We start from the raw sequence: 24,668 nt of genomic DNA, 5'->3' as shown, positions 1-24,668 counted from the left end.
CGCGCGTGCTGATGTTCTCCATTCAAGCGGATCCGGGTGTCCGTGGTCGGCCGGTCGCGGGAAACACTGCCGACAGCGTGGCGATTCGCGGGTGGGGTGCGGGAGTGGCTGGCGCAACACTTCCACGCGAAACAGGTAATGCTAACCTTACTTCCCTGGGTTAGGTCAGCATTACCTTGGAGGACAGGTGTCGGCGACGGACGAACGAGTACGACTGGACTTTGCGCACAGTCCGGCGCCAGCCGCCCCGGAGGGCGGCATCGACCCCATCGCGGCGGTCACCGGCCTGGCAGCCGCCGACCGATTCGGTGAATACGTCGTCTACGAGAAGCCCGGCGAATGGGTGTTCGCCGCCGACCCGCTCGGCGGCATCGAACTGGACGCCGACGAGTTGCGGGTCAGTTGGGCGGGTGACACCACCGCGACGCCGTGGACCGGCAGCCCGGCCCGGGTCGTCGACCGCGCGCTGGCGAGCCTGCCGCTGGCCGGGCGCAATGCCTACGGCTGGATCGGCTTCGAATTCTGCGCCTGGGCGCTGGGCTCGACCGAGTACGTCCACCCCCGCGCCACTCTCGCGCACCTGATGATCCCGCGTATCGAGGTGCGGCTCAACGCCGCCGGCATCCAGGTGTCGGGTGCGACCACCGACGAGGCCGCCGACATCCTGGCGCTCATCGGGGCCGCGCAGGGCACCGCGCTGCCGACCGGACATCCGGTCGACGTGACCGGCGATCCGACCGGGTACCGGGAGCGGGTGGCCAAGGCCGTCGCGGAGATCAACGCGGACCGCTACCAGAAGGTCATCCTGTCGCGGAAGGTGGAGCTGCCCTTCGCCGTCGACATTCCGTCCACCTACCGGCTGGGCCGGGCCAACAACACCCCGGCGCGATCCTTCCTGCTGCGCTTGGGTGCGCTGGAGGCCGCCGGGTTCAGCCCGGAGCTGGTCGCCGCGGTGGACGGCGATCGGGTGGTCACCACCGAACCACTCGCCGGGACACGCGCTTTCGGCCGCGGCGCGGAGGCCGACACCGCCGCGCGCGCCGATCTGCTCAGCGATCCCAAGGAGATCGTCGAGCACGCGCTGTCGGTGCAGACCTCCTTCGCCGAGATCGCGACCGTGGCCGAACCCGACACCACCGTCGTCGCCGACTACATGGCGGTGCGCGAGCGCGGCAGCGTGCAGCATCTGGCCTCCACCGTGCGCGGCACCCTGGCCGCCGACCGCAGCCCGTGGGACGCGCTGGAGGTGCTGTTCCCGTCGGTGACCGCCTCCGGTATCCCGAAGGCGGGCGGCGTGGACGCGGTCTTCCGCCTGGACCACGATGAGCGCGGCTTGTATTCGGGTGCTGTGGTGACGGTCTCGCCCGACGGCGCGCTGGAGGCCACCCTGGTGCTGCGCGCGGTCTACCAGACCGGTGAGGGCGCGTGGCTGCGCGCCGGTGCGGGTGTGGTGGGCCAGTCGCGGCCGGAGCGCGAATTCGAGGAGACCTGCGAGAAATTGGGCAGCGTCGCTCCGTATGTGGTGCGCGCGCAACAGCACTGAGGCCCTGCGACCTCGGCCGAACGCCCGGACCGGACTCCTCGACCGGACTCCTCGGCACGACAGTGCGGCGCGCTAACGCGGCCGAACACCTTCGCGCGGAGATCGAATCGTCCCCTCGCGGACAGCCGGTCTCCGGTGGACCGTGTGGCCCCCGGCTCCGGCAGGGGCCACACGCGTTTCGGGCGCAGTGCCACGGTGTTCCGCGAGCTCGCGCCCATCCCTTCGAACGCCGACGAGTACGGCAGCGGGTGCGCGCGCACGGGAAAGCGTTCGAGGCCGGTGCACCGGTGGCCTGCGCGCGCCCGGGTTGACGCGCCGCACGGGCAGCTCGGACACGGGTGGCAGCTTGCACACGGGTCCGGGTCGTGGCCGCCACACCGGTTGCGCGCCACAGGGACTGGGTGCGCCAGGTGCCGGCGGCCTGCCGGGCGGGCAGCCGTGGGCTCAGTCCGCCGCGCGCAGCGCCTTCTTGTCGATCTTGCCGACCGCCGTGATGGGCAGGGTGTCGGCCTGGCGCAGCACATCGGGCAGCTTGTAGGTGGCCAGGCCGCGGTCGGTGAGGAAGCGCTTGATCTCGGCGAGGCTGGGCAGCTCGCCCTCGACCACCAGGACGGCGCAGACCTTTTCGCCGAGGGCGGCGTCGGGCAGGCCGACGGCGGCGGCGTGCCGCACGGAGGGATGTGCGAGCAGGTGCTCCTCGAGTTCGTCGCAGGACACGTTCTCCCCGCCGCGGTTGATCACGTCCTTGATGCGCCCGGAGACGATGAGATGCCCGCTGGGCAGGCGGCGCACCAGATCGCCGCTGCGGTAGAAGCCGTCCGGGGTGAACGAGCGCGCATTGTGTTCCGGCGCACGGTAATAGCCGCGCAGGGTGTAGGGCCCGCGGGTGAGCAGCTCACCCTCCTCGCCCTCGGGCACGTCATTGCCCTCCCCGTCCACGATGCGCAGTTCGTCGTGCGGGGACAGCGGGCGGCCCTGGGTGGTGCAGACGATCTCGTCGGAGTCGTCCAGCCGGGTGTAGTTGAGCAGGCCCTCCGCCATGCCGAACACCTGCTGGAGTCGCGCGCCGAGGGCGGGGGCGACCTCGCGCGCATTGACCTCCGCCAGGCGCGCGCCGCCGACCTGGAGCAGGCGCAGCGAAGAGAGGTCGGCCTCCTCCCAGTCGGTGGCCGCGCACCACAGCTGCGCCAGCGGCGGCACCACGGCGGTCACGGTGACCCGATGCCGTTCGATGGCGGCGAAAGCGCTCTCCGGGCTGGGGTCGGTGACGAAGGCGAGCGCGCCGCCGGTGGCCACGGTGCCCAGGATGCCGGGGCAGGCCAGTGGGAAGTTGTGCGCGGCGGGCAGCGTCGCGAGATAGACGTCCTCGGGTCCGAGTTCGCACACCGCGGCGCTGGCCGTGGCGTTGTAGGCGTAGTCGTCGTGGGTGCGTGCGATGAGCTTGGGCAGCCCGGTGGTGCCGCCGGAGACCAGCATCAGCGCGATATCGGCGGCGTCGATCTCGGGCAGCGAATCGCCTTCGCCGGAAATGGAATTCAGATCGGTGAAGGTGCCCGGATCGCCGAGCACCAGCACGTGGCGCAGGGTCGGAACGGCGGCGGCGACCTCGGTGGCGAGCACGCGGTAGTCGAAATCGCCCAGCCGGTCGGCGATCAGGTAGGCGACCGCGCCCGAGAGCCGGGTGAGGTGCTCGATCTCGGCGCGGCGGTGCGCGGGCAGGGTGAGCACCGGAATGATCCCGGCGCGCAGCAGGCCGAAGAGGATGCGCGGGAAGTCGGGGACGTTGGGCAGCTGCACCACCACGCGGTCGCCGGGGCGCAGGCCGAGCTTCAGGAAACCGTGGGCGGTGCGGTCGGCGGCGGCGTCGAGTTCGGCGTAGGTCAGGGTGGCGTCGTCGGATAGCAGGGCCGGGCGGTCGGGCCGGGTGCGGGCCGTTTCGCGCAGCAGGCGGTCGAGCGGGCGGCCGGTCCAGTAGCCCGCGCGACGGTATTCGGCGGCGAGGTCGGCGGGGAAGGGAACGAAGCCGTCGCGGTGGTCCTGGGCGGCTGGGGCTGGGATTGTCACGTCGTGCCTCTTACTCACGCTATGGGGGTCTTGGTCACGCTACCGAATGGCGCTACATAGGTTAGGCAACCCTATCTCAATGGGTTAGGCTGCTCGTGAAGGAGTCCGGGCGAATCCCGGCGGCACGGCACGAGGAGTGACAGCGGCATGGAGTCAGCGCAGAGCGGCAGCGACGCGACCGGCGCGGCGATCGGCAAGGACGAGATCCGCACCGCCATAGCCACCCACCTCGGCCTCGATCCCGCCGATATCGCCGACGGCGACGACCTCATCCAACTCGGCCTCGACTCCATCCGCACCATGAAGCTCGCGGGCGGCTGGCGCAAACGCGGCATCGCCGTGAACTTCGCCCAACTCGCCGCCGAACCGACCGTCGCCGACTGGTACCGCCTGCTCGGCGGCGACCCGGCCGCGCCGGAACCGGACGCTGGCGCGGGCGCACGTCGCGCCTCCACCGAAATCGCCGGTGCGGCGGCCGATGGTGCCGCAGCGGCGGTGAACCATGCCGACAGCGCGGCGGGCCGATACGGCGCGGCCGCCCATGGTGCGAACGGCGTCGCGGGCGATGCCGATGCTCAGTCGGACGGTGGCGCGAAGGACGGTGCCGCGAGTGGGCGCGCGTCGGCGCGTGGGACCGTGACCGCAGCGGGTGGGTCCGAGCCCGCGGCGGTGCCCGACCCCGCGGCGGCGGGTGGGTCCGGTGCTGTCGCGAGTGGTGCGGACGGTGCCGGTACCCGGCCGGACCGCGCTGCCGTTCGGCCGCAAGGGCGCTCGGGCGCACCGGTCGGTGCGGATGGCGCGGCTGGCGGTGCGGATCGTGCGGCTGGCGGTGCGGATCGTGCGGCTGGCGGTGCGGATGGCGCGGCTGGCGGTGCGGATGGCGCGGCTGGCGGTGCGGATCGTGCGGCTGGCGGTGCGGATGGCGCGGCTGGCGGTGCGGATGGCGCGGCTGGCGGTGCGAATCGTGCGGCTGGCGGTGCGAATCGTGCGGCTGGCGGTGCGGAGCGCGCGGCTGGCGGTGCGGATGGCGCGGCTGGCGATGCGGACGCTGTGGTCGGCGGTGCCTACAGCACCGGCGGCGGCGAGTCCTTGGGAGCGCTGGTGGCGGACGCGGACGAGGCGGGTGAAACGGTGCGCGCGGCGCGACCCTCGGCCGCGGGTTCTTCGCCGACGGCCGAGACGGTCGACGGCGCCGTGCGTCCCGACGACGGTTCCCCGTTTCCGCTCGCGCCCATGCAGCACGCCTACTGGATCGGGCGGTCCGAGGGGCAGCAGTTGGGGGCGGTCGCGGCGCATCTGTATGTCGAATTCGACGGTGGGGATGTCGATCCCGAGCGTCTGGAGCGGGCGGCCGAGCTGCTGGTGGCGCGGCATCCCATGCTGCGCACGCGGTTCCTGCCCGACGGCACGCAGCAGACCATGGAGCGTCCGGGGCGGCCGGTGTGGAGCGTGACCGATCTGCGGGATCGGGACGCCGCCGAGGTCGAGCGGGTGCTGGAGTCGCTGCGGGAGCGTAAGACCCACCAGCTCATGGCGGTGGAGGACGGGCAGGTCATCGATATCGCCCTCACCCTGCTGCCGGGCGGCCGCACCCGCCTGCACCTCGATGTGGACATGCTCGCCGCCGACGCCATGAGCTACCGCATCCTGGTCGGCGATCTGGCGCGGCTCTACCACGGCGAGGAGCTGCCGCCGCAGACCTACACCTTCCGCGAGTACCTGGCGGGCCAGGCCGCGCCGGGACCGGACCACGCACGCGACCGCGACTGGTGGCAGCGCCGCCTGCCGGAGCTGCCCGGTGCACCGGAACTTCCCCGCGCCTCGGAGCTGGCCCACGCGACGGCACCCGCGCCAGACACGGCCGTCGCCGACGCGGGCAACTCGGCCGAGATGCGGACCGTGCGCTTCCACCGCTGGCTGTCCCCGACCGCGAAGGCGCGCATGTTCGCGGCCGCGCACAGCCGGGGCATCACCCCCGCCATGGCCTTGGCGTCGGTATTCGCCGAGACCATCGGCGGCTGGTCGGCGCAGCGGCGGTTCCTGCTGAATCTGCCGCTGTTCCACCGGGAGCCGGTGCATCCGCAGGTCGATGGTGTGGTGGGCGACTTCACCTCCTCGGTGCTGCTGGAGGTCGATGTGACCGAACCGGCCACCGTCACCGAGCGCGCCCAGGCCCTGCAGCGCGAATTGCACGCCGCCGGTGCGCATTCGGCCTATTCGGGGCTGGAGGTGCTGCGCGATCTGGGCCGCCTGCGCGGTGAGCCGGTACTCGCCCCGATCGTCTACACCAGCGCCATCAATCTCGGTGAACTCTTCGCCGAGCACGTCACCGACACCTTCGGCGACCCGGCCTGGATCATCTCCCAGGGCCCGCAGGTGTTGCTGGACGCCCAGGTCACCGAGGTTCGCGGCGGCCTCCTGCTGAACTGGGACGTCCGCGCCTCCGCCTTCCCCGCGGGCATGGTCGAGGCCATGTTCGCCCGCTACATCGACGCCATCCTCCGCCTGGCGGGCATCACCGACAGCTCCGAGGCCAGCGAAATCATCGGCGGGGCGGGGACATCGGCGCGAGCGGCCACCGGCGCAGCCGTGGGCGCGACGGAAGCCGCCGGGGCACCGTCGCGGGCTGGCGCGGATCTGGCCGCTCAGGTCGGCGCGATGGAGGAGGCCGTGGCTGCCGCGCTGTCGGCGACGCGGCCGGTGGACAACACCGAGACCGGCTGGGATGCCGAGGCAACGGTGCGGATTCCGCTGGAGCAGGCCGTCGTCCGGTCGCGGGTGAACGCCACTTCGGGACCGGTGAGCGGGCGGACGCTGCATGCCGGACTGTTCCAGCACGCGGCCGTGAATCCCGACGCGCCCGCCGTGATCTGGGAGACCGACGCCGAACCAGGGAGCGGCGCAACCGAATTCGCCGAGACGGTGGCCGGGCGGGGATTCGATCCCGCCGCCGGTACGGTGGCCGCACAGGCGGGTGCTCGCCGTGGCGTCGCCGGGAGCGAGCAGGAGCAGGCTCACATCCAAGGTGAGCGTGCGGCGCGGACCGACGGTGGTCCCGACGGCCAGGATGATGTGCGGGCCGACGATCGCGCCCACGGTGAGCGTGCGGCGCGGGCGCACACGCTCACCTACGGGGAGCTCGCCGCGCAGGCGCTCGCGGTGGCGGGTGCGCTGCGGGCGGCCGGGGTGCGGCCCGGGGATGCGGTGGCCGTGCAGCTGCCGAAGGGGCCGGATCAGATCGTCGCCACCGCCGGTGTGCTGGCGGCCGGTGGCGTGTATGTGCCGATCGGCTTCGATCAGCCCGCCGCGCGCCGGGCGGAGATCATCCGCACCGGTGCCGTGGTGGCCGCGCTGACCGCCGGGGCCGAGGTGCCGGAGGTGCGCACACTGGCGCTCGCCGGTGCCCGGGTGTTCGCCGAACCGCTTGCCGAGCCGGTGTTCCCGGATCCGGAGGCCATCGCCTACGTGCTGTTCACCTCCGGCTCCACCGGCAAGCCCAAGGGCGTCGAGGTGCCGCACCGCGCGGCCATGAACACCATCGACGATCTCGACGACCGCTTCGACATCGGCCCCGCGGACCGCGCACTGGCCCTGTCCGCCTTGGAGTTCGACCTGTCGGTGTACGACATCTTCGGTCTCTTCGCCGTCGGCGGCGCGGTGCTGGCCGTGGACGAGTCCCAGCGCGCCGAACCGGCCCGCTGGCTGGAACTCGTCGAGCGCCACCGGGTTTCGGTGCTCAACTGCGTGCCCAGCCTGCTCGACATGCTGCTCTCCGCGGCGTCCGGTCGTCGCTTGGACAGCCTGCGCATGGTCATCCTGGGCGGTGACTGGGTGGACGTGGCGCTGCCGGGCCGCTTGCGGCAGGTCGCGCCGGACTGCCGCTTCGCCGGTCTGGGCGGGGCGACCGAGACCGCCATCCACTCCACCATCTGCGAGGTGGTCGACGCCCGCGTTCCCGCGGAATGGTCGGCGGTGCCCTACGGCACGCCGCTGCGGAACGTGCGCTGCCGCGTGGTCGGCCCGGCCGGCCACGACTGCCCGGATTGGGTGACCGGGGAACTGTGGATCGGCGGCGACGGGGTGGCGGCCGGTTACCGCAACGACCCCGACCGCACCGCCGACCGCTTCGTCACCCACGAGGGCCTGCGCTGGTACCGCACCGGCGATCTGGCGCGCTACCTGCCCGACGGCACCCTGGAATTCCTGGGCCGCGCCGACCACCAGGTCAAGATTCGCGGTTACCGGGTGGAGTTGGGCGAGGTGGAGAGCGCGCTGCGCGCCCTGCCCGGCGTGCGCCATGCCATCGCCGCGGTGATCGGTTCGGCCGCACCGAAACTGGCCGCCGTGGTGGTCGGGGTCGAGGGCGCGGAGCTGCGGGTGGAGACGCTGCTGGCGCAGGCGGCGGACCTGTTGCCCGCCTACATGATTCCCACGCGCGTCGAACTGCTGGCGGAGCTGCCGTTCACGGCCAACGGCAAACCGGACCGCAAGGCGATCGCCACGCTGCTGGCCGCCGGTGAGCGGGTGAGCGAATTCGTCGCCCCGCGTACGGATCTGGAGCGTGCCCTGGCCGATATCGTCGCCGCCGTGCTCGGCCGGGATCGCGTCGGTGCGACCGACGACTTCTTCGCCCTCGGTGGTGATTCGGTGCTCGCCACCGCGGTGGTCGCGCGGGTGCGGGAATGGCTGGATTCCCCCGACACCGTGGTGGCCGACTTCTTCGCCGCCCGCACCGTCGCCGGACTGGCGCAGCGGCTACTGGAGCGTGAGCAGCGCACCGCCAACCCAGGCCGCCTGGCCACGGTGGCGGCGATGTACCTGGAGGTCGCCGCCCTGTCCGACGAAGAGGTACTGGCACAGCGCTGAGTTCCCGATATCCGCCGCCCCGCACCGGAACCGGTGCGGGGCAGCGGCATTCGGAGCGGCCTACTCGATGACCGGGCAGGTTCCGTCGATGACCCCGATGTCGTGGAAGAACTGGTAGCACGACGGATTGTCGGGCAGGAACCAGTGCAGGCCCTCCAGCAGGAACACCGCCACCAGGTTGATCACGATGACCAGCCCGCAGAACCACAGCGCGAGCCTGCCGATGCGCGCGGCGACGCCGCCGGTGGGAATCGTCTCGCCCGCGGTCGCGTGGGCGAAGGACAGCACCACGCCGATGGTGGCGATGGCGGCGACGAACAGGATCAACGCCCACACGTACAGGTGCAGTCCGAGTACCGTGCCGCCGTAACCCGGATCGCCCGGCAGGATGTGCAGCATGGTCTGCCGCCAGGCCGCGAAGCCGCCGCCGAAACAGCCGACGATGGCCAGCCCCCAGCCGGTCATGTAGTCGCGCCGGGTGATGGTTCCGCGCAACCCCTTGGCCACGATGTAGGCGCCGCCCAGCGCGGCGAGGGTCATGAAGTTGCGCTGCACCATGCACAGCGGGCACGGATAGTCCCAGGTGCCGAACTGCACGGCCAGGCCGCCGCACACCACACCCGTCCAGCCGACCACGAAGACGACCGCGAGCCAGTACTGCACCCGGCCGAGCCGGGTGTGCTCGGTGGTGCCGGTGCCGAGCGTCGTGGGCGTCACCATGTCAGCCCCAGACCGAGTCCGCTGGTGATGTGGTGCTTCAACAGGAGGCCGGTCGCCAGGAACGCGATCCACCAGGCCGCCAGCACCAGGCGGCGGGATCGCTGTTGACAGATCATGACCAATACGACCAGCAAACCGGCCCAGAGGATCGTGTCCATGTGCCGGACGCTACTGCTCCACCTGCTGGGATCCGATCGATCGGCGCTCTGACACGCCGCGCGATCCGCGGTGTGATCGCCGTTCGGCGAATGGACGGCATCCGAGTGCGTTCGCCGACACTCCGCGCCGACGCGCCCACCCACCTAGACTCGTGCGGGTGAGTGGTTGGGACATCGGCGACATCCCCGATCTGACCGGGCGGACCTACATCGTCACCGGCGCGAACAGCGGCCTGGGCGCCGCGACCACGCGGGCGCTGACGGGCGCGGGCGCACGGGTGATCATGGCCTGCCGCAACGAGGTCAAGGCACATGCCGTCGCCGCCGAGATGGGGGAGCGCGCGCAGGTGCGCCGCCTCGATCTCGCCGACCTGGCCTCGGTGCGCGATTTCGTCGACGGCATCGAATCCGCCGATGTGCTGATCAACAATGCCGGGATCATGGCGGTGCCGCTGCGTCGCACCGCCGACGGCTTCGAAATGCAGATCGGCACCAACCATCTCGGCCACTTCGCGCTCACCGGGCTGCTGCTGGACAAGATCCGCGAGCGAGTGGTCACCGTCTCCAGCGGCGCGCATGCCATCGGGCGCATCGACCTGGCGGATCTGAACTGGGAGCGCCGCCGCTACCAGCGCTGGGCCGCCTACGGGCAGTCCAAGCTGGCCAACCTCATGTTCGCCTACGAGCTGCAACGCCGGCTCGCCGCCGCCGGCTCCCCGAAGCTGTCGCTGGCCGCCCACCCCGGTTACGCCGCGACGGAACTTCAGTCGCACACCGAATCCTTCCAGGACTTCATGATGTCCGTCGGCAATCGGCTGTTCGCGCAGAGCGCCGAGATGGGTGCGCTGCCGACGCTGTACGCCGCCACCGCCGAGGTGGAACCGGGCGCGTTCTACGGCCCCGGTGGTCTGCGCGGCCTGCGTGGTCATCCGGTGCGCTCCGGATCGTCGTCGGCCTCCCGCGACGAGATGACCGCCCGTCGCCTCTGGGAGCTGTCCGAACAGCTCACCAAGGTCACCTACCCGTTCGGGCGGAAGTAGCGAGCGGATCGACTTCGACGGGCCGTGTCCACCGGGACGCGGCCCGAGTCGTGTGATCACCGCCACTCGAAGTCACACTTCCCGAGCCGGTTCCGTCATCCCTGTGAACGCGAAAAGCGGCGGAAGACATCCTGTGGTGGAAAGTGGGTAGTGGCAATGACTTTCGAGAATCTGCGGCAGTCGGTCCGGGGCGAGGTGCTGTTGCCCGGTGACGCCGACTTCGACACGGCGGCCCAGCCGTGGAACCTCGCCGTCACCCAGCGGGTGGGTGCGGTGGTCACCGTCGCCGACGCCGACGACATCGCCGCGGCGCTGGCCGCGGCGCGTGCCGCGGGGGTGCCGGTGGTGACCCAGCCGACCGGGCACGGCGCGACCGGCGATATCGACGGGGCCGTCCTGGTGCGCACCGGCCGCTTCGACGGTATCGAGATCGACGCCGAGGCGCGCATCGCCCGGGTCGGATCGGGGGCGCGGTGGGGCGCGATCCAGAAAGCCGCTGCCGCGCACGGCCTCACGGGGCTGGCGGGCAGCAATCCGGTGGTGGGCGTGACCGGGTACACGCTGGGCGGCGGCGCGGGCTGGTTCGCCCGCAGGTACGGCTGGGCCTCGGATGCGGTGCGCGCCTTCGAGATCGTCGCCGCCGACGGTCGCCCGGCCCGGGTCACCGCGGACAGCGATCCGGAACTGTTCTGGGCACTGCGCGGGGGCGGCGGCGATTTCGCGGTGGTGACCGGAATCGAATTCGAGCTGTTCCCCATGCCTTCGGTGTACGGCGGCCGGGTGCTGTTCCCGGCCGAGCGCGCCGAGCAGGTGTGGGAGACCTTCCAGGAGCTCACCGCCGACGCCCCCGCCGAACTGTCGGTGTGGTTCCAGCGGGTGCAGATCCCGAACTCGCCGGAGCTGGTCGGCCTGGACCTCGCCTATCTGGGCGCGGTCGAGCAGGGGCGGGAGCTGGTGGCCGCCATCGACCGGCTGGGCGGTGCCGTGTCCGACAACCGTGGACCGCTCTCGGTGGACCGCATCGGGGAGATCACCGCCGAGCCCACCGACCCCAGCCCGGCGCTCTCGCATGCCGAACTGCTCACCGATCTCGGTGCCGAGGTCACCAAGATCCTGGTGCGCGAACCGGTGGCGCCGCTGCTGAACATCCAGGTGCGCCACCTCGGCGGTGCGCTCGCCACCGCGAATCCGGCCGGGGGAGCCCGGGGCCCGGTAGCCGAGCCGTACCTGCTCTACCTGCTGGGGCTGGGCCTGCCGCAGCTGCGTGCGGCCGTGTCGGAGAAGCTGCGTGCGGTGGTGGACGCGCTCGGCGAGCACGCGCCCGGCCGCAAGCCCTACACCTTCCTCGGCGCGGCCGACACCGCGGCGGCGGCCTTCGACGACGCCGCCCTGGCGCGGCTGCGGGCGGTCAAGCGGGAACGTGATCCGCACGGTGTGATCCGTGCCAATTTCCCGGTGCTCGGTTGATCCGGATCATCGTTTCGGCCCGGTGCGGAACTGTTCCGCACCGGGCCGTTTCACGTTCGCGCGGCGTTCGCGGACGCTCGCTAGGCTGGTTCGGACAATGGAACGTCATCCCGAATAGTGAGATGCTTATCGTGAATGTGTCAGCGGCCACACGCATTTTCCGTGGCTTCTGGTACTGTCGCCGCCATGCAGCGCGTGTATTTCTGGTTTAGCCAGCCGGCCCCGGGTGGGCCGAGCGGCGTGAACCTGCGCTGACCTCCTCCCACCCCGAGCCGGATGAACACAGACCGGCTCCGAGGGAATCTCATCGCGAATCTCCGTGGGTCGGCCTGAGAAAAGGAACCCACGAATCATGACTCTCGCCGCCGCCATCGACTCCAGGCATGCCGATCTGGACGATCAGCGCACCCTCAGCGTGAGCCCCCTTCGCTCGCCCGCCGACATCCGTCGCACCCACCCCATCGACGACGCGCTCGCCGATACCGTGCGTGCGGGCCGCAAGGCCACCGTCGACGTGCTCAATGGCGTCGACGACCGCCTGATGGTCATCGTCGGCCCGTGTTCGGTGCACGATCCCGACGCCGCCCTCGACTACGCACGCCGGTTGGCGGCCAAGGCCGCCGAACTCGGGGACCGGCTGCACATCGTGATGCGCGTCTACTTCGAGAAGCCGCGCACCACCCTGGGCTGGAAGGGCCTGATCAACGACCCGCACCTGGACGGCACCTTCGACATCAACACCGGGCTGGATCTGGGCCGTCGCCTGCTGGTCGACATCACCGCGCTCGGGCTCCCGGTGGCCTGCGAATTCCTCGACCCCATCACTCCGCAGTACATCGCCGACCTGGTCGCCTACGGCGCGATCGGCGCGCGCACCGCGGCCAGCCAGGTGCACCGCCAGCTCTCCAGCGCGCTGTCCATGCCGGTCGGCATCAAGAACGGCACCGACGGCGACGTGCAGGTGGCCGTGGACGGTGTGCGGGCCGCCGCCGCCAGCCACGTATTCCCCGGCACCGATCTGGAGGGGCGTTCGGCGCTCATCCGCACCGCGGGCAACCCGGACTGCCACGTGATCCTGCGCGGCGGCAGCAACGGCACCAACTACGACGCGGCCTCCGTGGCCGAGGCATGCCTGCGCCTGGAGAAGTCGTCGCTGCCGCAGCGCGTGGTGATCGACGCCAGCCACGGCAACAGCAACAAGGACCACAACCGGCAGGTCGACGTGGTCACCGATATCGCCGCGCGCATCGCGGCGGGGGAGACCAGCACGGTCGGCGTCATGATGGAGAGCTTCCTGCTCGCCGGTCGCCAGGACCTCACCCTCGGCCGCGCCGACGACCTGGCCTACGGACAGTCCATCACCGACGCCTGCCTGGACTGGGACACCACCGCCGCGCAGCTCGACCGGCTGGCCGAGGCCGTCGCCGCACGACGCGGCTGAGTTGTTGCAGCCGCACGGAGTGGCGGAGTTGTTGCAGCCGCACGACACGGCTGAATTCGCTCACGCCGGGGTGGCGACAATACCGAGGAGATCGCCTGAGGCGCGGGTTCGGACCTCGAAACCCGCGCCCCTCAGGTGCTCGGACAGCTTGCCCGGCAACGGTTTCGGGCTGCGCGAGGTGCCCGCTCCGGGTTCGCCGTAGCCGTACACCAGGTACAGGGCACCGCCCGGGTTCAGCAGCTCACGGATGAGGGTGAGCTCCGGGGTCGGATCCCGGGTCCAGAAGAGATTCACGTTGACCGCGAGCACCTTGTCGAAACCGGTGTCGCCGTCCCGGACATCCTCGGGGCGCAGTTCCTCCAAGGCCAGGTGAAGTAGCCGCACCCGGCCCGCATCGACCAGTGCGGCATGCTTTTTCCTGGATCGTGCGATGGCGGTGGCGGACCGGTCGATGGCGACGACCTGCCCCGTCGTCAACGGCTCCGCCAGATAGGCGACCGACGCGCTCGAACCCGCGCCCACCTCCAGAATCCGGTCGCTCGCGCGGATGCCCATCGTCTCGACAACCCATTCGAACCGCGCCGTGCCCGCCATATCCGCAATCTACGCCCGAGCCCGCGATCCGCGCCCCGGGTTCACGCCAGCGCAGGCCACAACATGGCCGATCCCGCCAGCAGATCGATGAGTCCGCGGAATTCCGACCACTGCCGCGGTACCGCCGTGCGCACGTAGGGTGCGGACGCAAACCGGAGACAGCCGTCGATCACTTGGCCCACCAGCGTGTTCGCGACCCATCTCCCGCCGCCGTCCGCGATCGGCCGCTGTGGGAAACCGGCAGTGGGGCATCGTGTTTAGGCCCGGTCGATGCTTCCAGGAGCATGGTGATGCCCCGGCGGATGAGCTCGGCTTTGCTGAGCCCGGTGGCTGCGGCCTCGGCGTCGAGCCACAGTGCGAGGTCGTCCGGCGGGTGCACGGTGGTCTTCACCATGCCGAATATGGTGCCAGCCGGATTGGCGGTGGTCCGATCGAGGTTGCGATGAACTCAGTGCGGCGACAGACGGGCGCGGGCCTTCTCCGCCCAGCGTTCGACGTGGTCGAGGTGGCGTTGGGCCTTGTTCAGGGCCTCCTGGGCGGTGCGGTTGGCGGCTACGGTGAAGCGGCGTTCGGATTCGGCGTGCGAGAGGTCGGCGCGCAGGGCGGCGATGCGGTCCTCGACGGCGGTGAGGTCGGCGGCGACGCGGTCACGGTCGGCCTGGGCGGAATCGCGGGCGGCGTGGGCGGATTCGAGCGCCGCGAGGGCATCGGCGGCCTCCTGCCGGGCGGCGGCCAGCGCCTCCTCCTCGGCCGCCCTACGCCGCTCCTCGCGCGCCCGTGCCGCACTGCCGGACTTCCCACTGCCGGACTTCCCGCCGTCGGACTTCGCGCCGCCGGGTTTCGCGGTGGCGGGCTTCCCGCCGCCGGGTTCCGCGCGGCCGGGCTTCCCGCCGTCGGGTTCCGCGCTGCCGGGTTTCGCGCTGCCGGGTTTCGCGCCGTCGGGCTTCGCGCTGTCGGATGTCGCGGTGCTGTCGGACGTTCCTGTGTCGCCGGATATCGCGGTGCTGTCGGACTCGGCCGTGCCGCCGGACCTCGCGGCGCGACCGGGTCCGCGCGCGCGGTCGGGTCTGTTGTCACCGCCGGAATCTCCTGCCGCACCGCCCGTATCGGCTCCGGCGGAACGCCTGCCGTCGGCGGTCGTGCTGCCGGACTTTCCGGTTCCCTTCGCCCGGTCGCGTGGTGACGCTGCGCCCGTCGTCGGGTGCGCCGGGTCATCGGCGGCATGTGCACGAGTCGCGCCCGCGCGAGTGGAAGTGCCGGTGGCGGAGGGGGATTCGTGGGTGGGGACGGCGGAGAGGGTGGCGGGGCCGAAGCCCTCGTAGCTGGTGGCGGTGGTGAGGGTGCCGGTGCGGACCGCTGCCGCGACGTCGGGGTCGGCGAGGGCGGCGTGCAGGGTCTGGCCGATCTCGCGGAGGGTCGCCTCGCTCAACTTCTGGTCGTGGGTGGCCGCCAGTTCGCCCGCCTTCCGGGTCAGCGCGTTCACCACCTGCTGGCGCTGGGTGGTGAGCGCCCGCAACGCCTCGCCCGACAGTTTCCGCTGCGCCTCCCGCAGCGCGTCCCCGAGCGCCAGCAGCGCCGTCACCTCGTCCGTCGCCTCCCGGGCCAGCACATTCACCGCCCACGCCGCCACCGTCGGCCGCCGCAGCTTGCCGATGGCCCCGGCCAGCGCGCGATCCCCGTCCTCGCGCGCCCGCCGCACCCGCTCGTCGCGCGCCGCGACGAACTCCGCCGGGGCGAGGCCGTACAGCTCGCCCGCAACCTCCTCGAGCGTCATGCCCCCCAGCCTACGAGCGCACGCCCGACATTTCGGCCACCGCCGAGCGTCCGAAGTTCCTCGGCGCCGCCCGCGAACACACGCGACGTCCGCTCACACCAGGCGAGGGTTCAGCGGCGGTCGAATTCGGCGGGCCAGGCCGGAGCCGGGCCGGGTGGGTCGGTGGCGAGGCGGCCCGCGATCCAGATATCGCGGCGGATGCCGCGCTGCACCATGCCGCCGCGCAGGATGCCCTCGTAGCGGAAGCCGGTGCGGCGGACCACGGCGGCGGAGGGGTGGTTGCCCACCATGGCGCGCCATTCGAGGCGGCCGTAGCCGAAGGGTGAGGGGGCGAAGGCGGCGGTGCACGCCAGATCCACGGCCTGGGTCATGAGGCCGCGACCGCGGACCGCGGGGCAGAGCCAGTAGCCGATCTCGGCGGTCTCGTCCTGCGGGCGGATGGTGGGGTGCAGGCCGATCATGCCCACCACCGGCCCGTCCGCCGCCGTCCGCACCGCCCAGGTGGGGCTGCGCGCGGCCCATCCGGGAATCACGATGTCGGTCACGAAGCCCTCGGCGTGTTCGCGCAGGTAGGGCACCGGCATGGTGGTCCATTCCCCGATGGACGGCTCCTGACAGCAGGTGGTGATGGCGTCGATGTCGTACACCGTGGGCGGCGTGAGCCAGACCGTTCCGTTCGACAGGGTGCTCGGGTCCATCGCCTCATGCTGGCATAGGATCACCACGGTGGTTGCCGCACTGCTCGCCGATTTGTTCGAATCCCATCGATCGCACCTGCTCGCGGTGGCCTATCGGCTGACCGGCAGCGTCACCGACGCCGAGGACGCGGTGCAGGAGAGCTGGCTGCGCCTGGCCACCACGCCCCAGTACGAGATCGAGGATCTGCGCGCCTGGCTCACCACCGTGGTCAGCCGCATCTGCCTGGATCGCCTGCGCAGCGCCGCGGTGCGTCGGGAAACCTATGTGGGACAGTGGCTTCCGGAGCCGGTGGTGACCGCACCGAACCCCTCCAGCACCCCCGATCCGCTGGCCGCGGTGGTCCGCAAGCAGGACGCCCGCTTCGCGGCGATGATCGTGCTGGACAACCTCACTCCGCCGCAGCGCGTGGCTTTCGTTCTGCACGACGCTTTTTCGGTGCCGTTCGACGAGATCGCCGATATCCTGGACATTTCCACCGACGCCGCCCGGCAGCTCGCCGCGCGGGCGCGCAAGGCCGCTGCGCGCAGCCCGGAGCCGGTTCCCGATCCCGAGCACGAGGCCGTCGTGCAGCGGCTCATCGAGGCCATGTACTCCGGCGACCTGGACCGGGTGGTGGCGGTGTTGCATCCGGACGCCCGCACCATCGGCGACGCGGGCGGCACCACCGCCACCGCCATCAATGTGGTCACCGGTGCGGACAAAGTCGCCCGGCTGTTCCTGGGACTGCGCCGCAAGCTCGGATTCGACGATCCCGCCGCCTTCGCCAGCGGTATGTTCGAGCCGGTGCTCGTCAACGGTCAGCTGGGCGTGCTGGTGCACGAGCGGGAACCGGGGGAGAACCATCCGGGCAATCCGCGCCGGGTGTACGGCTTCACGGTGGCGGACGGAAAGATCTGGGGTATCTACGATCTCGCGAATCCGGCCAAGCTGTCCGGCATTCGCCTGTCGCGCTGAAGCATTCGGCGAACCGGCATTCGGCGAACCGGCATCCGGCGAACCGAGGACAGCGCGACGGCGCGGTCGCGATTGCGCGCGACCGCGCCGTCCACATCCGAGTGGGCGGCACACCCCCGACGGTCCTGCCGCACACCGGATTCGGTCAGTTCGGCGGTGTCTGCACCGCGGAACCGCTCTCGCATTCCATGCCGCCGGACAGGCTCACCGATCCGGTGGGTGTGCAGTTGCCGATCCCGGATCCGGTCCCGGAGCCGGAGTTCCCGCCGGAGCCGGAGGGTGGGAAGCTCGATCCGGTGCTCCAGTCCGGGGTGGTCGACCCGGTGGCCCAGCCGATGAGCTGGTTGGCGATGTGGTGGGCATGATCGACGACCGCGACGGGTTGTAACAGCAGGTCGATGAAGGAGGCCATGTGCGCCCCTTTCGTTGATCCACCGGCGAGGGTGGGTGTGAGATGGAACACGGGGAGGCTAGCCGCCATTGGGTCAATGCACAATCACGCTGGTAGACAAGCTATTTCAAAAGTGAAACATAGGCATTCGCTATCGCTTCGCAACCATTTCGCCCGGTGGGCTACTCTCCGGACATGCCCTACGTTCCCACCGTCGAACGCCTCCGCCCCTTCGGAGCCACCATCTTCGCCGAGATGACCGAACTCGCCGTCCGCCACGGCGCGATCAACCTCGGTCAGGGGTTCCCGGACAGCGACGGTCCCGCCGGCATGCTCGAGGTGGCGCGGCAGTGCATCGCCGACGGTCTGAACCAGTACCCGCCGGGCCGCGGCATGCCCGTGCTGCGCCGAGCCATCGCCGCCGATCGCGCCCGCCGCTACGGCACCGCCTACGACCCCGACAGTCAGGTGCTGGTCACCGTCGGCGCCACCGAGGCCATCGCGGCCACCATCCTCGGCCTGGTGGAGCCGGGGCGCGAGGTGGTGCTCATCGAGCCGTACTACGACTCCTACGCCGCCGCGGTCGCCCTCGCCGGGGCCAAGCGCCGCACCGCTCGGCTGGTTCCCGACGGCGACGGCTTCGCGCTGGACCTGGACAGCCTGCGTGCCGCCATCACCCCCGAAACCCGCATGCTGCTGGTGAATTCGCCGCACAATCCCACCGGCACGGTGCTCGGCCGCGCGGACCTCACCGCCATCGCCGAACTCGCCGTCGAACACGACCTCATCGTCATGGCCGACGAGGCGTACGAGCATCTGGCCTTCGACGGGCACGAGCACATCAGCATCGCCACGCTGCCGGGCATGTTCGAGCGCACGGTCGTGATCTCCAGCGCCGCCAAGACGTTCAGCGTCACCGGCTGGAAGATCGGCTGGGCCTGCGCTCCCGCCCCGCTGCTGGACGGCGTGCTGGCCGCCAAGCAGTTCCTCACCTTCGTCGGCGGCGGGCCCTTCCAGCCCGCCGTCGCACACGCCATCGAGCACGAACAGCGGTGGGTAGCCGTCCTGCGGGATTCGCTGGCGGACAAGCGGCTTCGGCTCTCGGCCGCACTGGCCGAGGCCGGGTTCGCGGTGAAGCGCAGTGACGGAACATATTTCGTCTGCGCCGACATCACCCCGCTGGGCGCGGCCGACGCCCTGGCGTTCTGCCGTGAGCTGCCCGCACGCCTCGGGGTGGTCGCCGTGCCGGTGAGCGTATTCGCCGACGACCGCGCCGCCTGGAACCATCTGGTGCGCTTCGCCTTCTGCAAGCGGGACGAGACCCTGGAGGAGGGGGTGCGGCGGCTGCGCGCCGGTGTCCAGGTGGGCTGACCCGGTCGGCACGGTCGCCACGACTGGGTACGGTCAGCCGCCTGGGCTGCCCGCCGCGGCCTTGCCGGGTGGTGCGCGGTGTACGGCCTTGCCGGGTGGTGCGCGGCCTCGGCTCAGGCGGGCATCGGCCGCGCCCGGTCGGCGGCGAGCAGGGCGGCCATCGCCCCCAGCATGGTCCCGGTCACCCACCGCTGCACCCGTTGCCACAGCGGCCGTCCGCTCAGGAAGCCCGCGACCGCCCCCGCACCCAGCACGATGAGGCCGTTGACCGCCAGGGCGATGGCGATCTGCACCGCGCCCAGGCACAGGCTCTGCAACCACACCCGCCCGTGCTCGGGCGTCACGAACTGCGGGATCAGCGCCATGTACATGATCGCGATCTTGGGATTGAGCAGATTCGTCACCAATCCCATGGCGAACAGCCGCCGCGTCGGATCGGCGGGCAGCGCGTCGGGGGTGAACGCCGAGATGCCGCCGGGGCGCAGCACCTTCCAGGCCAGCCAGGCCAGATAGGCGGCCCCGGCGAACTTGATCGTCAGGTACAGGCCGGGCACCACCGCGAAGACCGCGGTGATTCCGGCCGTCGCCGCGCCCAGATAGCACGCGAAGCCGACCGCGACGCCCGCCAGCGAGACGAATCCGGCCCGGCGTCCCTGCGACACCGTGCGGGAGACGAGGTACATCATGTTCGGCCCCGGGGTGAGCACCAACCCCAGCGCCGCGGCCGCCACGCCCAGTATCGCCGTCGCCTCGATCATGCGGTCGATACTCCCCGGCCCGTGGGCCTGCTGTCGCGGGCCAGTCGGCAACCACTGGCCCGGCCGTTCACGACCGCAGCGTGCCCGGATACAGGTATTCGTCGGCGGGCGGTTCCTCGCGGTCCAGCCAGGCGGTGAAGAACCCGGTCAGATCGTGGCTCGTGCGGGACCGCACGAATTCGCGGAACTCCGGCATGGACGCGTTGCCGTAGGCGTGCCCGACCACGAAATCCCGGATGGCGGAGAAGAACACGTCGTCGCCGAGGCTGCGGCGCAGGGCGTGCAGGAAGAGCGGGCCGCGGTAGTAGACGGAGGTGAACTCGTATCCCACGCCCGGATCCTGGAGTTTGATCTGCCAGAACTTGGGATTGTCGTAGAACTCGGCCACGGTGTCGCGGTACTCCGCGTCGACGTCCCTGCCCTCCTTGCGCTCCGGCCACAGATAGTCGGCGGTGTAGCTGGCGAAGCATTCGTTCAGGCAGATGTCCGACCACTGCCGCACCGACATGGAATCGCCCCACCACTGGTGAGCGATCTCGTGCACCACGGTCTGCAGATCCGTCCACGGCGCGTAGATGGGCCGGGTTTGGGTTTCGAGCGAGAACTCCAGGTCGGTGTCGACGTAGATGCCGCCCGCCACATCGAAGGGGTAGGGCCCGTACAGTTCCTCGCCGAAGTCGAGAATCTCCGGCAGCCGCAGCTCGTTCTCCTTGGCGTCCAAGGCATCCGGTGCGAACGCGCTCAGCAGCGGGGTGCCGTCGGCGCGGCGCTGCTCCAGGAATTCGAAGCGGTCGATGGCGACGGTGGTGAGGTAGCCGATCACCGGATGCCGCGACTCCCACCGCGTGGTCCGGCGACCGTCGGTCACCGTATCGGTGGTCTTGGCGCCGTTGGACATGACCTCCCACTCCTGCGGCACCGTGGCGGTCAGCGTGAAAGTCGCCTTGTCCGTTGGTGTGTCGTTGAGCGGGTACCAGCTGGTGGCCGAATGCGGCTCGCCCGCGACGAAGGCCCCGCCGCTGGGTGAGACGTACCAGCCGGAGTTCTCGTCCGCGCCCACCGGCCCCGCGTAGTCGACCTCGACCGTGAACGGCAGGCCGGGCAGCAGCGGCAGCAGCGGGGTGACGACGAGTTCGTGTTCGTCGGTGCGGTCGAACCGGGCGGGCAGATCGTTCACCGTCACCGTCGCCACCTCCGGACCGGCGTAGTCCAGATTGAAGGTGCGCAGCGCCTGGGTGGCCCTGGCGTGCACCCGGGCCGCACCGGTCAGGTGCCGGGTGGGCGGGTCGTAGTCGATCGCGACGTCGTAATGGGTGGCGTCGTAGCCGCCGTTGCCGTCCAACGGGTAGTAGGGATCACCGAGCCCGGGCGCACCCGCCAACGGATCGACCGGCTGTGCCTGCGCGGGAGCGGCCGAGGCGGCCGAGGCCAACGCGACACTCGCCACCGCGTACCGCCACCACCTGCGAGAAGTCACCGAGCCGCCCCTTTCCGGCATCCCTTGCCGATCAGCCGATGCTAACCGCCGCGTGTCAATGGCTGGTGCCCGACACCGCCACGCTCGCACCCAGCCCGAAGATCATGACGCCGCCCGCGCCGCCGACCGCCTCCAGCCGCTTGGGCGAGCGGGCGAACCAGCTGCGCGCCGTCCCGGCGAGCAGCGCCCACGCGCTGTCCGAGACCAGGGCGATGAGCAGGAAGGCCAGGCCCAGAATCAGCATTTGCAGCGGTATCGCCCCGCTCGCCGGATCGACGAACTGCGGCAGCACCGCCGAGAAGAAGATGATGGCCTTGGGATTGCTGACCCCGACGAGGAACGCCTGGCGCAGCATCTTGTTCCGATGCGCCGGCTCCACGTCGGCCCGCAGCGCTTCCCGCAGTGACTTGCGATCGCGGATGGCCTGGATGCCGAGGTACATCAGGTAGAGCGCGCCGACGACCTTCACGATGGTCAGCGCGACCGCGGACGCGGCGACCAGGGCGCCCAGCCCGGCGGCGACGCACAGGAGGACCAGCAGCACCCCGACCGAATGGCCGAGCACCGACAGCAGGGCCGCCCGCCGTCCGTTGGCGAGGGCGCGTCCGATGACGAAAAGTACACCGGGACCGGGGATTACGATCAGAACGGTGGCCGCGACGAGAAAGGCCAGCAGATTTGCGGCAGGGATCATCGACCCAGTCTATGCGCGTGCACCTATCTCCGGCCCACGGAATATCAGGTCCCGCGTAGTTCGTCCGGCAGCTGCTGTGGATCGATGAGCAGTCGTTTGGCGTCGACCCGGCGCACCTTGGCGGCCAGGTCCAGATTGTCGGTGAGCAGTTGCCATTCCACCTCGTGGATGGTGGTGCGGGCGCGCTCGATGATAGTGAGATCCCGGGTGCCCCAGGCGATGGGCATCATGGTCACCGCATGCCACAGCTCGCCCACGGAGGCGGGGGCACGGTCGATGCGCACGGTCACCGAGGGCACCCGCTCCCCGGCGCGGATCCGGTGGCCGGGCAGGCTGCGGACCGTGCGGGTGACCAACGCGTAGCGCGGGCCGTCGGCGGTGGGCTTGGCCAGATCCACCAGGGCCAGCAGGGTGGTGCCCTTGGCGGTGCTCTCCGAGACGACCGCGGGGACGAGCGCGCCGGTGGCGTAGAGCTTGTCGATGCGGGCGCGATGCGGGGTCCACAGTCCCACGAACAGCGCGGTCGCCGCGCCCAGGGCGAAGGCGACGGCGAGCAGGTAGGACCACGGGTGGTCGAGCCAGATGAGGTAGCCGGTCCCCACGCCGAGCACGACCGACGCGGCGATGGCGAGCACCCGAATCCGCCGCAGGTAGGCGGCGACCTCGTTGACCGTACGGGCATGCTCACGATCGACCGTGAATTCGAAGCGCCGTCGCACGTCGGTTCCCTCCCGCCCTTTTATGGAGGCTGCCGCTCCATTTTTATCCTATCGCCGGACCCAGTAGGTCGTCCGCATCCGTGATGCGATAGGCGTACCCTTGCTCGGCCAGGAAACGCTGTCGGTGCGCCGCGTATTCGGCGTCCAGGGTGTCCCGGGAGACCACGGAGTAGAAGTGCGCCTGGCCGCCGTCCTGTTTCGGTCGCAGCAGGCGGCCCAGCCGTTGCGCCTCCTCCTGCCGTGAGCCGAAGGTGCCCGAAACCTGCACCGCCACCGACGCTTCCGGGAGGTCGATGGAGAAATTGGCGACCTTCGAGACCACCAGCACCGGGATCTCGCCCTGCCGGAACGACTCGAACAGGGCCTCCCGCTCCTTGGTGCGGGTGGAGCCCTGGATCACGGGTGCGTTCAGATGTTCGCCCAGTTCCTCGAGCTGATCCAGATAGGCCCCGATGACCAGGCTCGGCGCGTCGCGATGCTGCGCCAGAATCGATTCCACCACGGCGAGTTTGGTGCGGGCGGTGGAGCACAGCTTGTAGCGCTCCTCGGGTTCGGCGGTGGCGTAGGCCATGCGCTCGGCGTCGGTGAGCGTCACCCGCACCTCGACGCAGTCGGCGGGGGCGATCCAGCCCTGCGCCTCGATGTCCTTCCACGGCGCGTCGTAGCGCTTGGGGCCGATGAGGGAGAAGACGTCGCCCTCGCGGCCGTCCTCGCGCACCAGGGTCGCCGTCAGGCCCAGTCGTCGCCGCGACTGCAGATCGGCGGTCATGCGGAAGACGGGCGCGGGCAGCAGGTGCACCTCGTCGTAGATCACCAGGCCCCAGTCCCGGCTGTCGAAGAGTTCGAGGTGCCGGTACTCGCCCTTGGTCTTGCGGGTGATCACCTGATAGGTGGCGATGGTGACCGGGCGGATCTCCTTGCGCTCGCCGGAGTACTCGCCGATCTCGTCCTCGGTGAGCGAGGTGCGGGCCAGCAGTTCGCGCCGCCACTGTCGCCCGGCCACGGTATTGGTGACCAGGATCAGGGTGGTCGCCTTGGCCTTGGCCATGGCCGCCGCGCCCACCATGGTCTTGCCCGCACCGCAGGGCAGCACCACCACGCCGGAACCGCCCGCCCAGAAGGAGTCGGCGGCCATCTCCTGGTAGTCGCGCAGGTGCCAGCCGCCGGATTCGAAGTCGAGGTCGATGGGGTGCGCCTCGCCGTCCACGTACCCGGCCAGATCCTCGGCGGGCCAGCCGATCTTCAGCAGTGCCTGCTTGATGTGGCCGCGTTCGGAGGAGTGCACGATCACGGTGTCGTCATCGAGGCGGGCGCCGAGCATGGGCGCGATCTTCTTGTGCCGCAGCACTTCTTCCAGCACCGCGCGATCCAGCGACACCAGCGTGAGCCCGTGCGCCGGATGCTTCACCAGTTGCAGCCGTCCGTAGCGGGCCATGGTGTCGACGATGTCCACCAGCAGCGGCTGCGGCACCGCGTACCGCGAATAGGTGACGAGCGCGTCCACCACCTGCTCGGCGTCGTGTCCGGCCGCTCGCGCGTTCCACAGCGCCAGCGGTGTGATCCGATAGGTGTGCACATGCTCGGGCGCGCGTTCGAGCTCGGCGAACGGCGCGATCGCCTGCCGCGCCGCGTCGGCCGACTCGTGGTCGACCTCCAGCAGCAGCGTCTTGTCGCTCTGCACGATCAATGGACCGTCGGTCATGCCACCTCCTGGATCGGGCCCGCCCACCCGGGCCGTCGACCATTCTTCCCGAAGCCGCCGACACCGCGCCGGGCCCCGGGTGCGTGTTCTTTCCCGGTGGTGGGTCGGTGCTGTGAGAATCGCGGTGTGACCGGGTGAGGTTCATTCGTCGGAAAGCCCGCAAGACCCCAGTTTCGATGGCTAAGATCACACCCCAATTGGACGTGCGTCCAGCTAATGGGAGTCGACGGACAGCG

The 24,668-nt window shown here is 70.7% G+C and carries 20 protein-coding genes and 1 pseudogene; 8 read left to right on the top strand and 13 right to left on the bottom strand.

Annotated elements, in window-relative coordinates; genetic code table 11:
- The first annotated feature begins 187 nt into the window (after window positions 1-187).
- Window positions 188-1,543, top strand: coding sequence for a salicylate synthase (locus FOH10_RS27925; RefSeq protein WP_039809351.1), 1,356 nt, complete (start codon window positions 188-190; stop codon window positions 1,541-1,543).
- A 444-nt stretch (window positions 1,544-1,987) separates the two neighbouring features.
- Here the strand turns inward: FOH10_RS27925 and FOH10_RS27920 are convergent, their stop codons facing one another.
- Window positions 1,988-3,607 (bottom strand): (2,3-dihydroxybenzoyl)adenylate synthase, encoded by a 1,620-nt coding sequence (locus FOH10_RS27920; protein WP_143982931.1) that lies wholly within the window; start codon window positions 3,605-3,607, stop codon window positions 1,988-1,990.
- A 147-nt stretch (window positions 3,608-3,754) separates the two neighbouring features.
- Between FOH10_RS27920 and FOH10_RS36390 the strand changes: the two are divergent.
- Window positions 3,755-3,943, top strand: a pseudogene (locus FOH10_RS36390) (phosphopantetheine-binding protein); the annotation flags it as partial.
- Between the two features lie 714 nt (window positions 3,944-4,657).
- Entirely contained in the window at window positions 4,658-8,473 is a 3,816-nt protein-coding gene (locus FOH10_RS35895; protein WP_483406964.1) for a non-ribosomal peptide synthetase, read from the top strand.
- Between the two features lie 60 nt (window positions 8,474-8,533).
- On the opposite strand, the gene FOH10_RS27900 is transcribed toward FOH10_RS35895, so the two are convergent.
- Complete coding sequence (locus FOH10_RS27900; RefSeq protein ID WP_051036815.1) at window positions 8,534-9,193, bottom strand: disulfide bond formation protein B; 660 nt, start codon at window positions 9,191-9,193, stop codon at window positions 8,534-8,536.
- A complete protein-coding gene (locus FOH10_RS35035; RefSeq protein ID WP_158453185.1) occupies window positions 9,187-9,351 on the bottom strand; it encodes a DUF5993 family protein in 165 nt (54 codons plus the stop codon). Before FOH10_RS35035 ends, FOH10_RS27900 begins: the two co-directional genes overlap by 7 nt.
- Window positions 9,352-9,509: 158 nt before the next feature.
- Here FOH10_RS35035 and FOH10_RS27895 point away from each other — a divergent pair, with 158 nt between their 5' ends.
- The 3 genes from FOH10_RS27895 to FOH10_RS27885 all read left to right on the top strand — a co-directional run bounded on the left by FOH10_RS27895 (window position 9,510) and on the right by FOH10_RS27885 (window position 13,299).
- Complete coding sequence (locus tag FOH10_RS27895; protein ID WP_143982930.1) at window positions 9,510-10,391, top strand: oxidoreductase; 882 nt, start codon at window positions 9,510-9,512, stop codon at window positions 10,389-10,391.
- Window positions 10,392-10,547: 156 nt separating this feature from the next.
- Complete coding sequence (locus tag FOH10_RS27890; protein WP_143982929.1) at window positions 10,548-11,858, top strand: FAD-binding oxidoreductase; 1,311 nt, start codon at window positions 10,548-10,550, stop codon at window positions 11,856-11,858.
- A gap of 352 nt (window positions 11,859-12,210) precedes the next feature.
- Window positions 12,211-13,299: a 3-deoxy-7-phosphoheptulonate synthase gene (locus FOH10_RS27885; protein WP_143982928.1), complete on the top strand. Its 1,089-nt coding sequence runs from the start codon at window positions 12,211-12,213 to the stop codon at window positions 13,297-13,299.
- 60 nt (window positions 13,300-13,359) lie between these two features.
- Here the strand turns inward: FOH10_RS27885 and FOH10_RS27880 are convergent, their stop codons facing one another.
- From FOH10_RS27880 to FOH10_RS27865, 4 genes are all read right to left on the bottom strand, one after another.
- Window positions 13,360-13,893 carry a class I SAM-dependent methyltransferase gene (locus tag FOH10_RS27880; protein WP_143982927.1) on the bottom strand — a complete coding sequence of 178 codons (534 nt, stop codon included), beginning with the start codon at window positions 13,891-13,893 and terminating at the stop codon, window positions 13,360-13,362.
- 169 nt (window positions 13,894-14,062) lie between these two features.
- The gene (locus FOH10_RS27875) at window positions 14,063-14,287 is read right to left on the bottom strand and encodes a ribbon-helix-helix domain-containing protein (protein ID WP_143982926.1); all 225 of its coding nucleotides are present in this window, start codon (window positions 14,285-14,287) and stop codon (window positions 14,063-14,065) included.
- A gap of 54 nt (window positions 14,288-14,341) precedes the next feature.
- Window positions 14,342-15,667, bottom strand: a complete 1,326-nt coding sequence (locus tag FOH10_RS36340) for a hypothetical protein (protein ID WP_143982925.1) — start codon at window positions 15,665-15,667, stop codon at window positions 14,342-14,344.
- Window positions 15,668-15,777: 110 nt separating this feature from the next.
- A complete protein-coding gene (locus tag FOH10_RS27865; protein ID WP_143982924.1) occupies window positions 15,778-16,365 on the bottom strand; it encodes a GNAT family N-acetyltransferase in 588 nt (195 codons plus the stop codon).
- A 28-nt stretch (window positions 16,366-16,393) separates the two neighbouring features.
- Between FOH10_RS27865 and sigJ the strand changes: the two genes are divergently transcribed.
- Entirely contained in the window at window positions 16,394-17,320 is a 927-nt protein-coding gene (sigJ, locus tag FOH10_RS27860; RefSeq protein WP_143982923.1) for an RNA polymerase sigma factor SigJ, read from the top strand.
- Window positions 17,321-17,465: 145 nt separating this feature from the next.
- On the opposite strand, the gene FOH10_RS27855 is transcribed toward sigJ, so the two are convergent.
- The gene (locus FOH10_RS27855) at window positions 17,466-17,732 is read right to left on the bottom strand and encodes a hypothetical protein (protein ID WP_039809360.1); all 267 of its coding nucleotides are present in this window, start codon (window positions 17,730-17,732) and stop codon (window positions 17,466-17,468) included.
- A 174-nt stretch (window positions 17,733-17,906) separates the two neighbouring features.
- On the opposite strand from FOH10_RS27855, the gene FOH10_RS27850 reads away from it, so the two are divergent.
- Window positions 17,907-19,082: a pyridoxal phosphate-dependent aminotransferase gene (locus FOH10_RS27850; RefSeq protein ID WP_143982922.1), complete on the top strand. Its 1,176-nt coding sequence runs from the start codon at window positions 17,907-17,909 to the stop codon at window positions 19,080-19,082.
- Between the two features lie 113 nt (window positions 19,083-19,195).
- On the opposite strand, the gene FOH10_RS27845 is transcribed toward FOH10_RS27850, so the two are convergent.
- The 5 genes from FOH10_RS27845 to FOH10_RS27825 all read right to left on the bottom strand — a co-directional run bounded on the left by FOH10_RS27845 (window position 19,196) and on the right by FOH10_RS27825 (window position 24,432).
- Window positions 19,196-19,840, bottom strand: coding sequence for a LysE family translocator (locus FOH10_RS27845; RefSeq protein WP_143982921.1), 645 nt, complete (start codon window positions 19,838-19,840; stop codon window positions 19,196-19,198).
- A gap of 67 nt (window positions 19,841-19,907) precedes the next feature.
- Window positions 19,908-21,317: a M1 family metallopeptidase gene (locus FOH10_RS27840; protein WP_342355910.1), complete on the bottom strand. Its 1,410-nt coding sequence runs from the start codon at window positions 21,315-21,317 to the stop codon at window positions 19,908-19,910.
- A 55-nt stretch (window positions 21,318-21,372) separates the two neighbouring features.
- Window positions 21,373-22,011: a LysE family translocator gene (locus FOH10_RS27835; protein ID WP_029930910.1), complete on the bottom strand. Its 639-nt coding sequence runs from the start codon at window positions 22,009-22,011 to the stop codon at window positions 21,373-21,375.
- A 44-nt stretch (window positions 22,012-22,055) separates the two neighbouring features.
- Entirely contained in the window at window positions 22,056-22,730 is a 675-nt protein-coding gene (locus tag FOH10_RS27830) for a DUF3239 domain-containing protein (RefSeq protein WP_186000612.1), read from the bottom strand.
- Between the two features lie 43 nt (window positions 22,731-22,773).
- Window positions 22,774-24,432 carry a DNA repair helicase XPB gene (locus FOH10_RS27825; RefSeq protein ID WP_143982919.1) on the bottom strand — a complete coding sequence of 553 codons (1,659 nt, stop codon included), beginning with the start codon at window positions 24,430-24,432 and terminating at the stop codon, window positions 22,774-22,776.
- Window positions 24,433-24,668: the final 236 nt, after the last annotated feature.

The organism is Nocardia otitidiscaviarum (assembly GCF_007362295.1).
Classification (GTDB): domain Bacteria; phylum Actinomycetota; class Actinomycetes; order Mycobacteriales; family Mycobacteriaceae; genus Nocardia; species Nocardia otitidiscaviarum.
This window is presented reverse-complemented; position numbering and strand designations above follow the sequence as displayed.

Bases quoted from the DNA above. Each gene is read 5' to 3' on its own strand.
- FOH10_RS27900 (WP_051036815.1), bottom strand. From the start codon at position 9,193: ATGGTGACGCCCACGACGCTCGGCACCGGCACCACCGAGCACACCCGG.
- FOH10_RS35035 (WP_158453185.1), bottom strand. From the start codon at position 9,351: ATGGACACGATCCTCTGGGCCGGTTTGCTGGTCGTATTGGTCATGATC.
- FOH10_RS27890 (WP_143982929.1), top strand. From the start codon at position 10,548: ATGACTTTCGAGAATCTGCGGCAGTCGGTCCGGGGCGAGGTGCTGTTG.
- FOH10_RS27885 (WP_143982928.1), top strand. From the start codon at position 12,211: ATGACTCTCGCCGCCGCCATCGACTCCAGGCATGCCGATCTGGACGAT.
- FOH10_RS27880 (WP_143982927.1), bottom strand. From the start codon at position 13,893: ATGGCGGGCACGGCGCGGTTCGAATGGGTTGTCGAGACGATGGGCATC.
- FOH10_RS27875 (WP_143982926.1), bottom strand. From the start codon at position 14,287: ATGGTGAAGACCACCGTGCACCCGCCGGACGACCTCGCACTGTGGCTC.
- FOH10_RS36340 (WP_143982925.1), bottom strand. From the start codon at position 15,667: ATGACGCTCGAGGAGGTTGCGGGCGAGCTGTACGGCCTCGCCCCGGCG.
- FOH10_RS27865 (WP_143982924.1), bottom strand. From the start codon at position 16,365: ATGGACCCGAGCACCCTGTCGAACGGAACGGTCTGGCTCACGCCGCCC.
- FOH10_RS27855 (WP_039809360.1), bottom strand. From the start codon at position 17,732: ATGGCCTCCTTCATCGACCTGCTGTTACAACCCGTCGCGGTCGTCGAT.
- FOH10_RS27850 (WP_143982922.1), top strand. From the start codon at position 17,907: ATGCCCTACGTTCCCACCGTCGAACGCCTCCGCCCCTTCGGAGCCACC.
- FOH10_RS27845 (WP_143982921.1), bottom strand. From the start codon at position 19,840: ATGATCGAGGCGACGGCGATACTGGGCGTGGCGGCCGCGGCGCTGGGG.
- FOH10_RS27835 (WP_029930910.1), bottom strand. From the start codon at position 22,011: ATGATCCCTGCCGCAAATCTGCTGGCCTTTCTCGTCGCGGCCACCGTT.
- FOH10_RS27825 (WP_143982919.1), bottom strand. From the start codon at position 24,432: ATGACCGACGGTCCATTGATCGTGCAGAGCGACAAGACGCTGCTGCTG.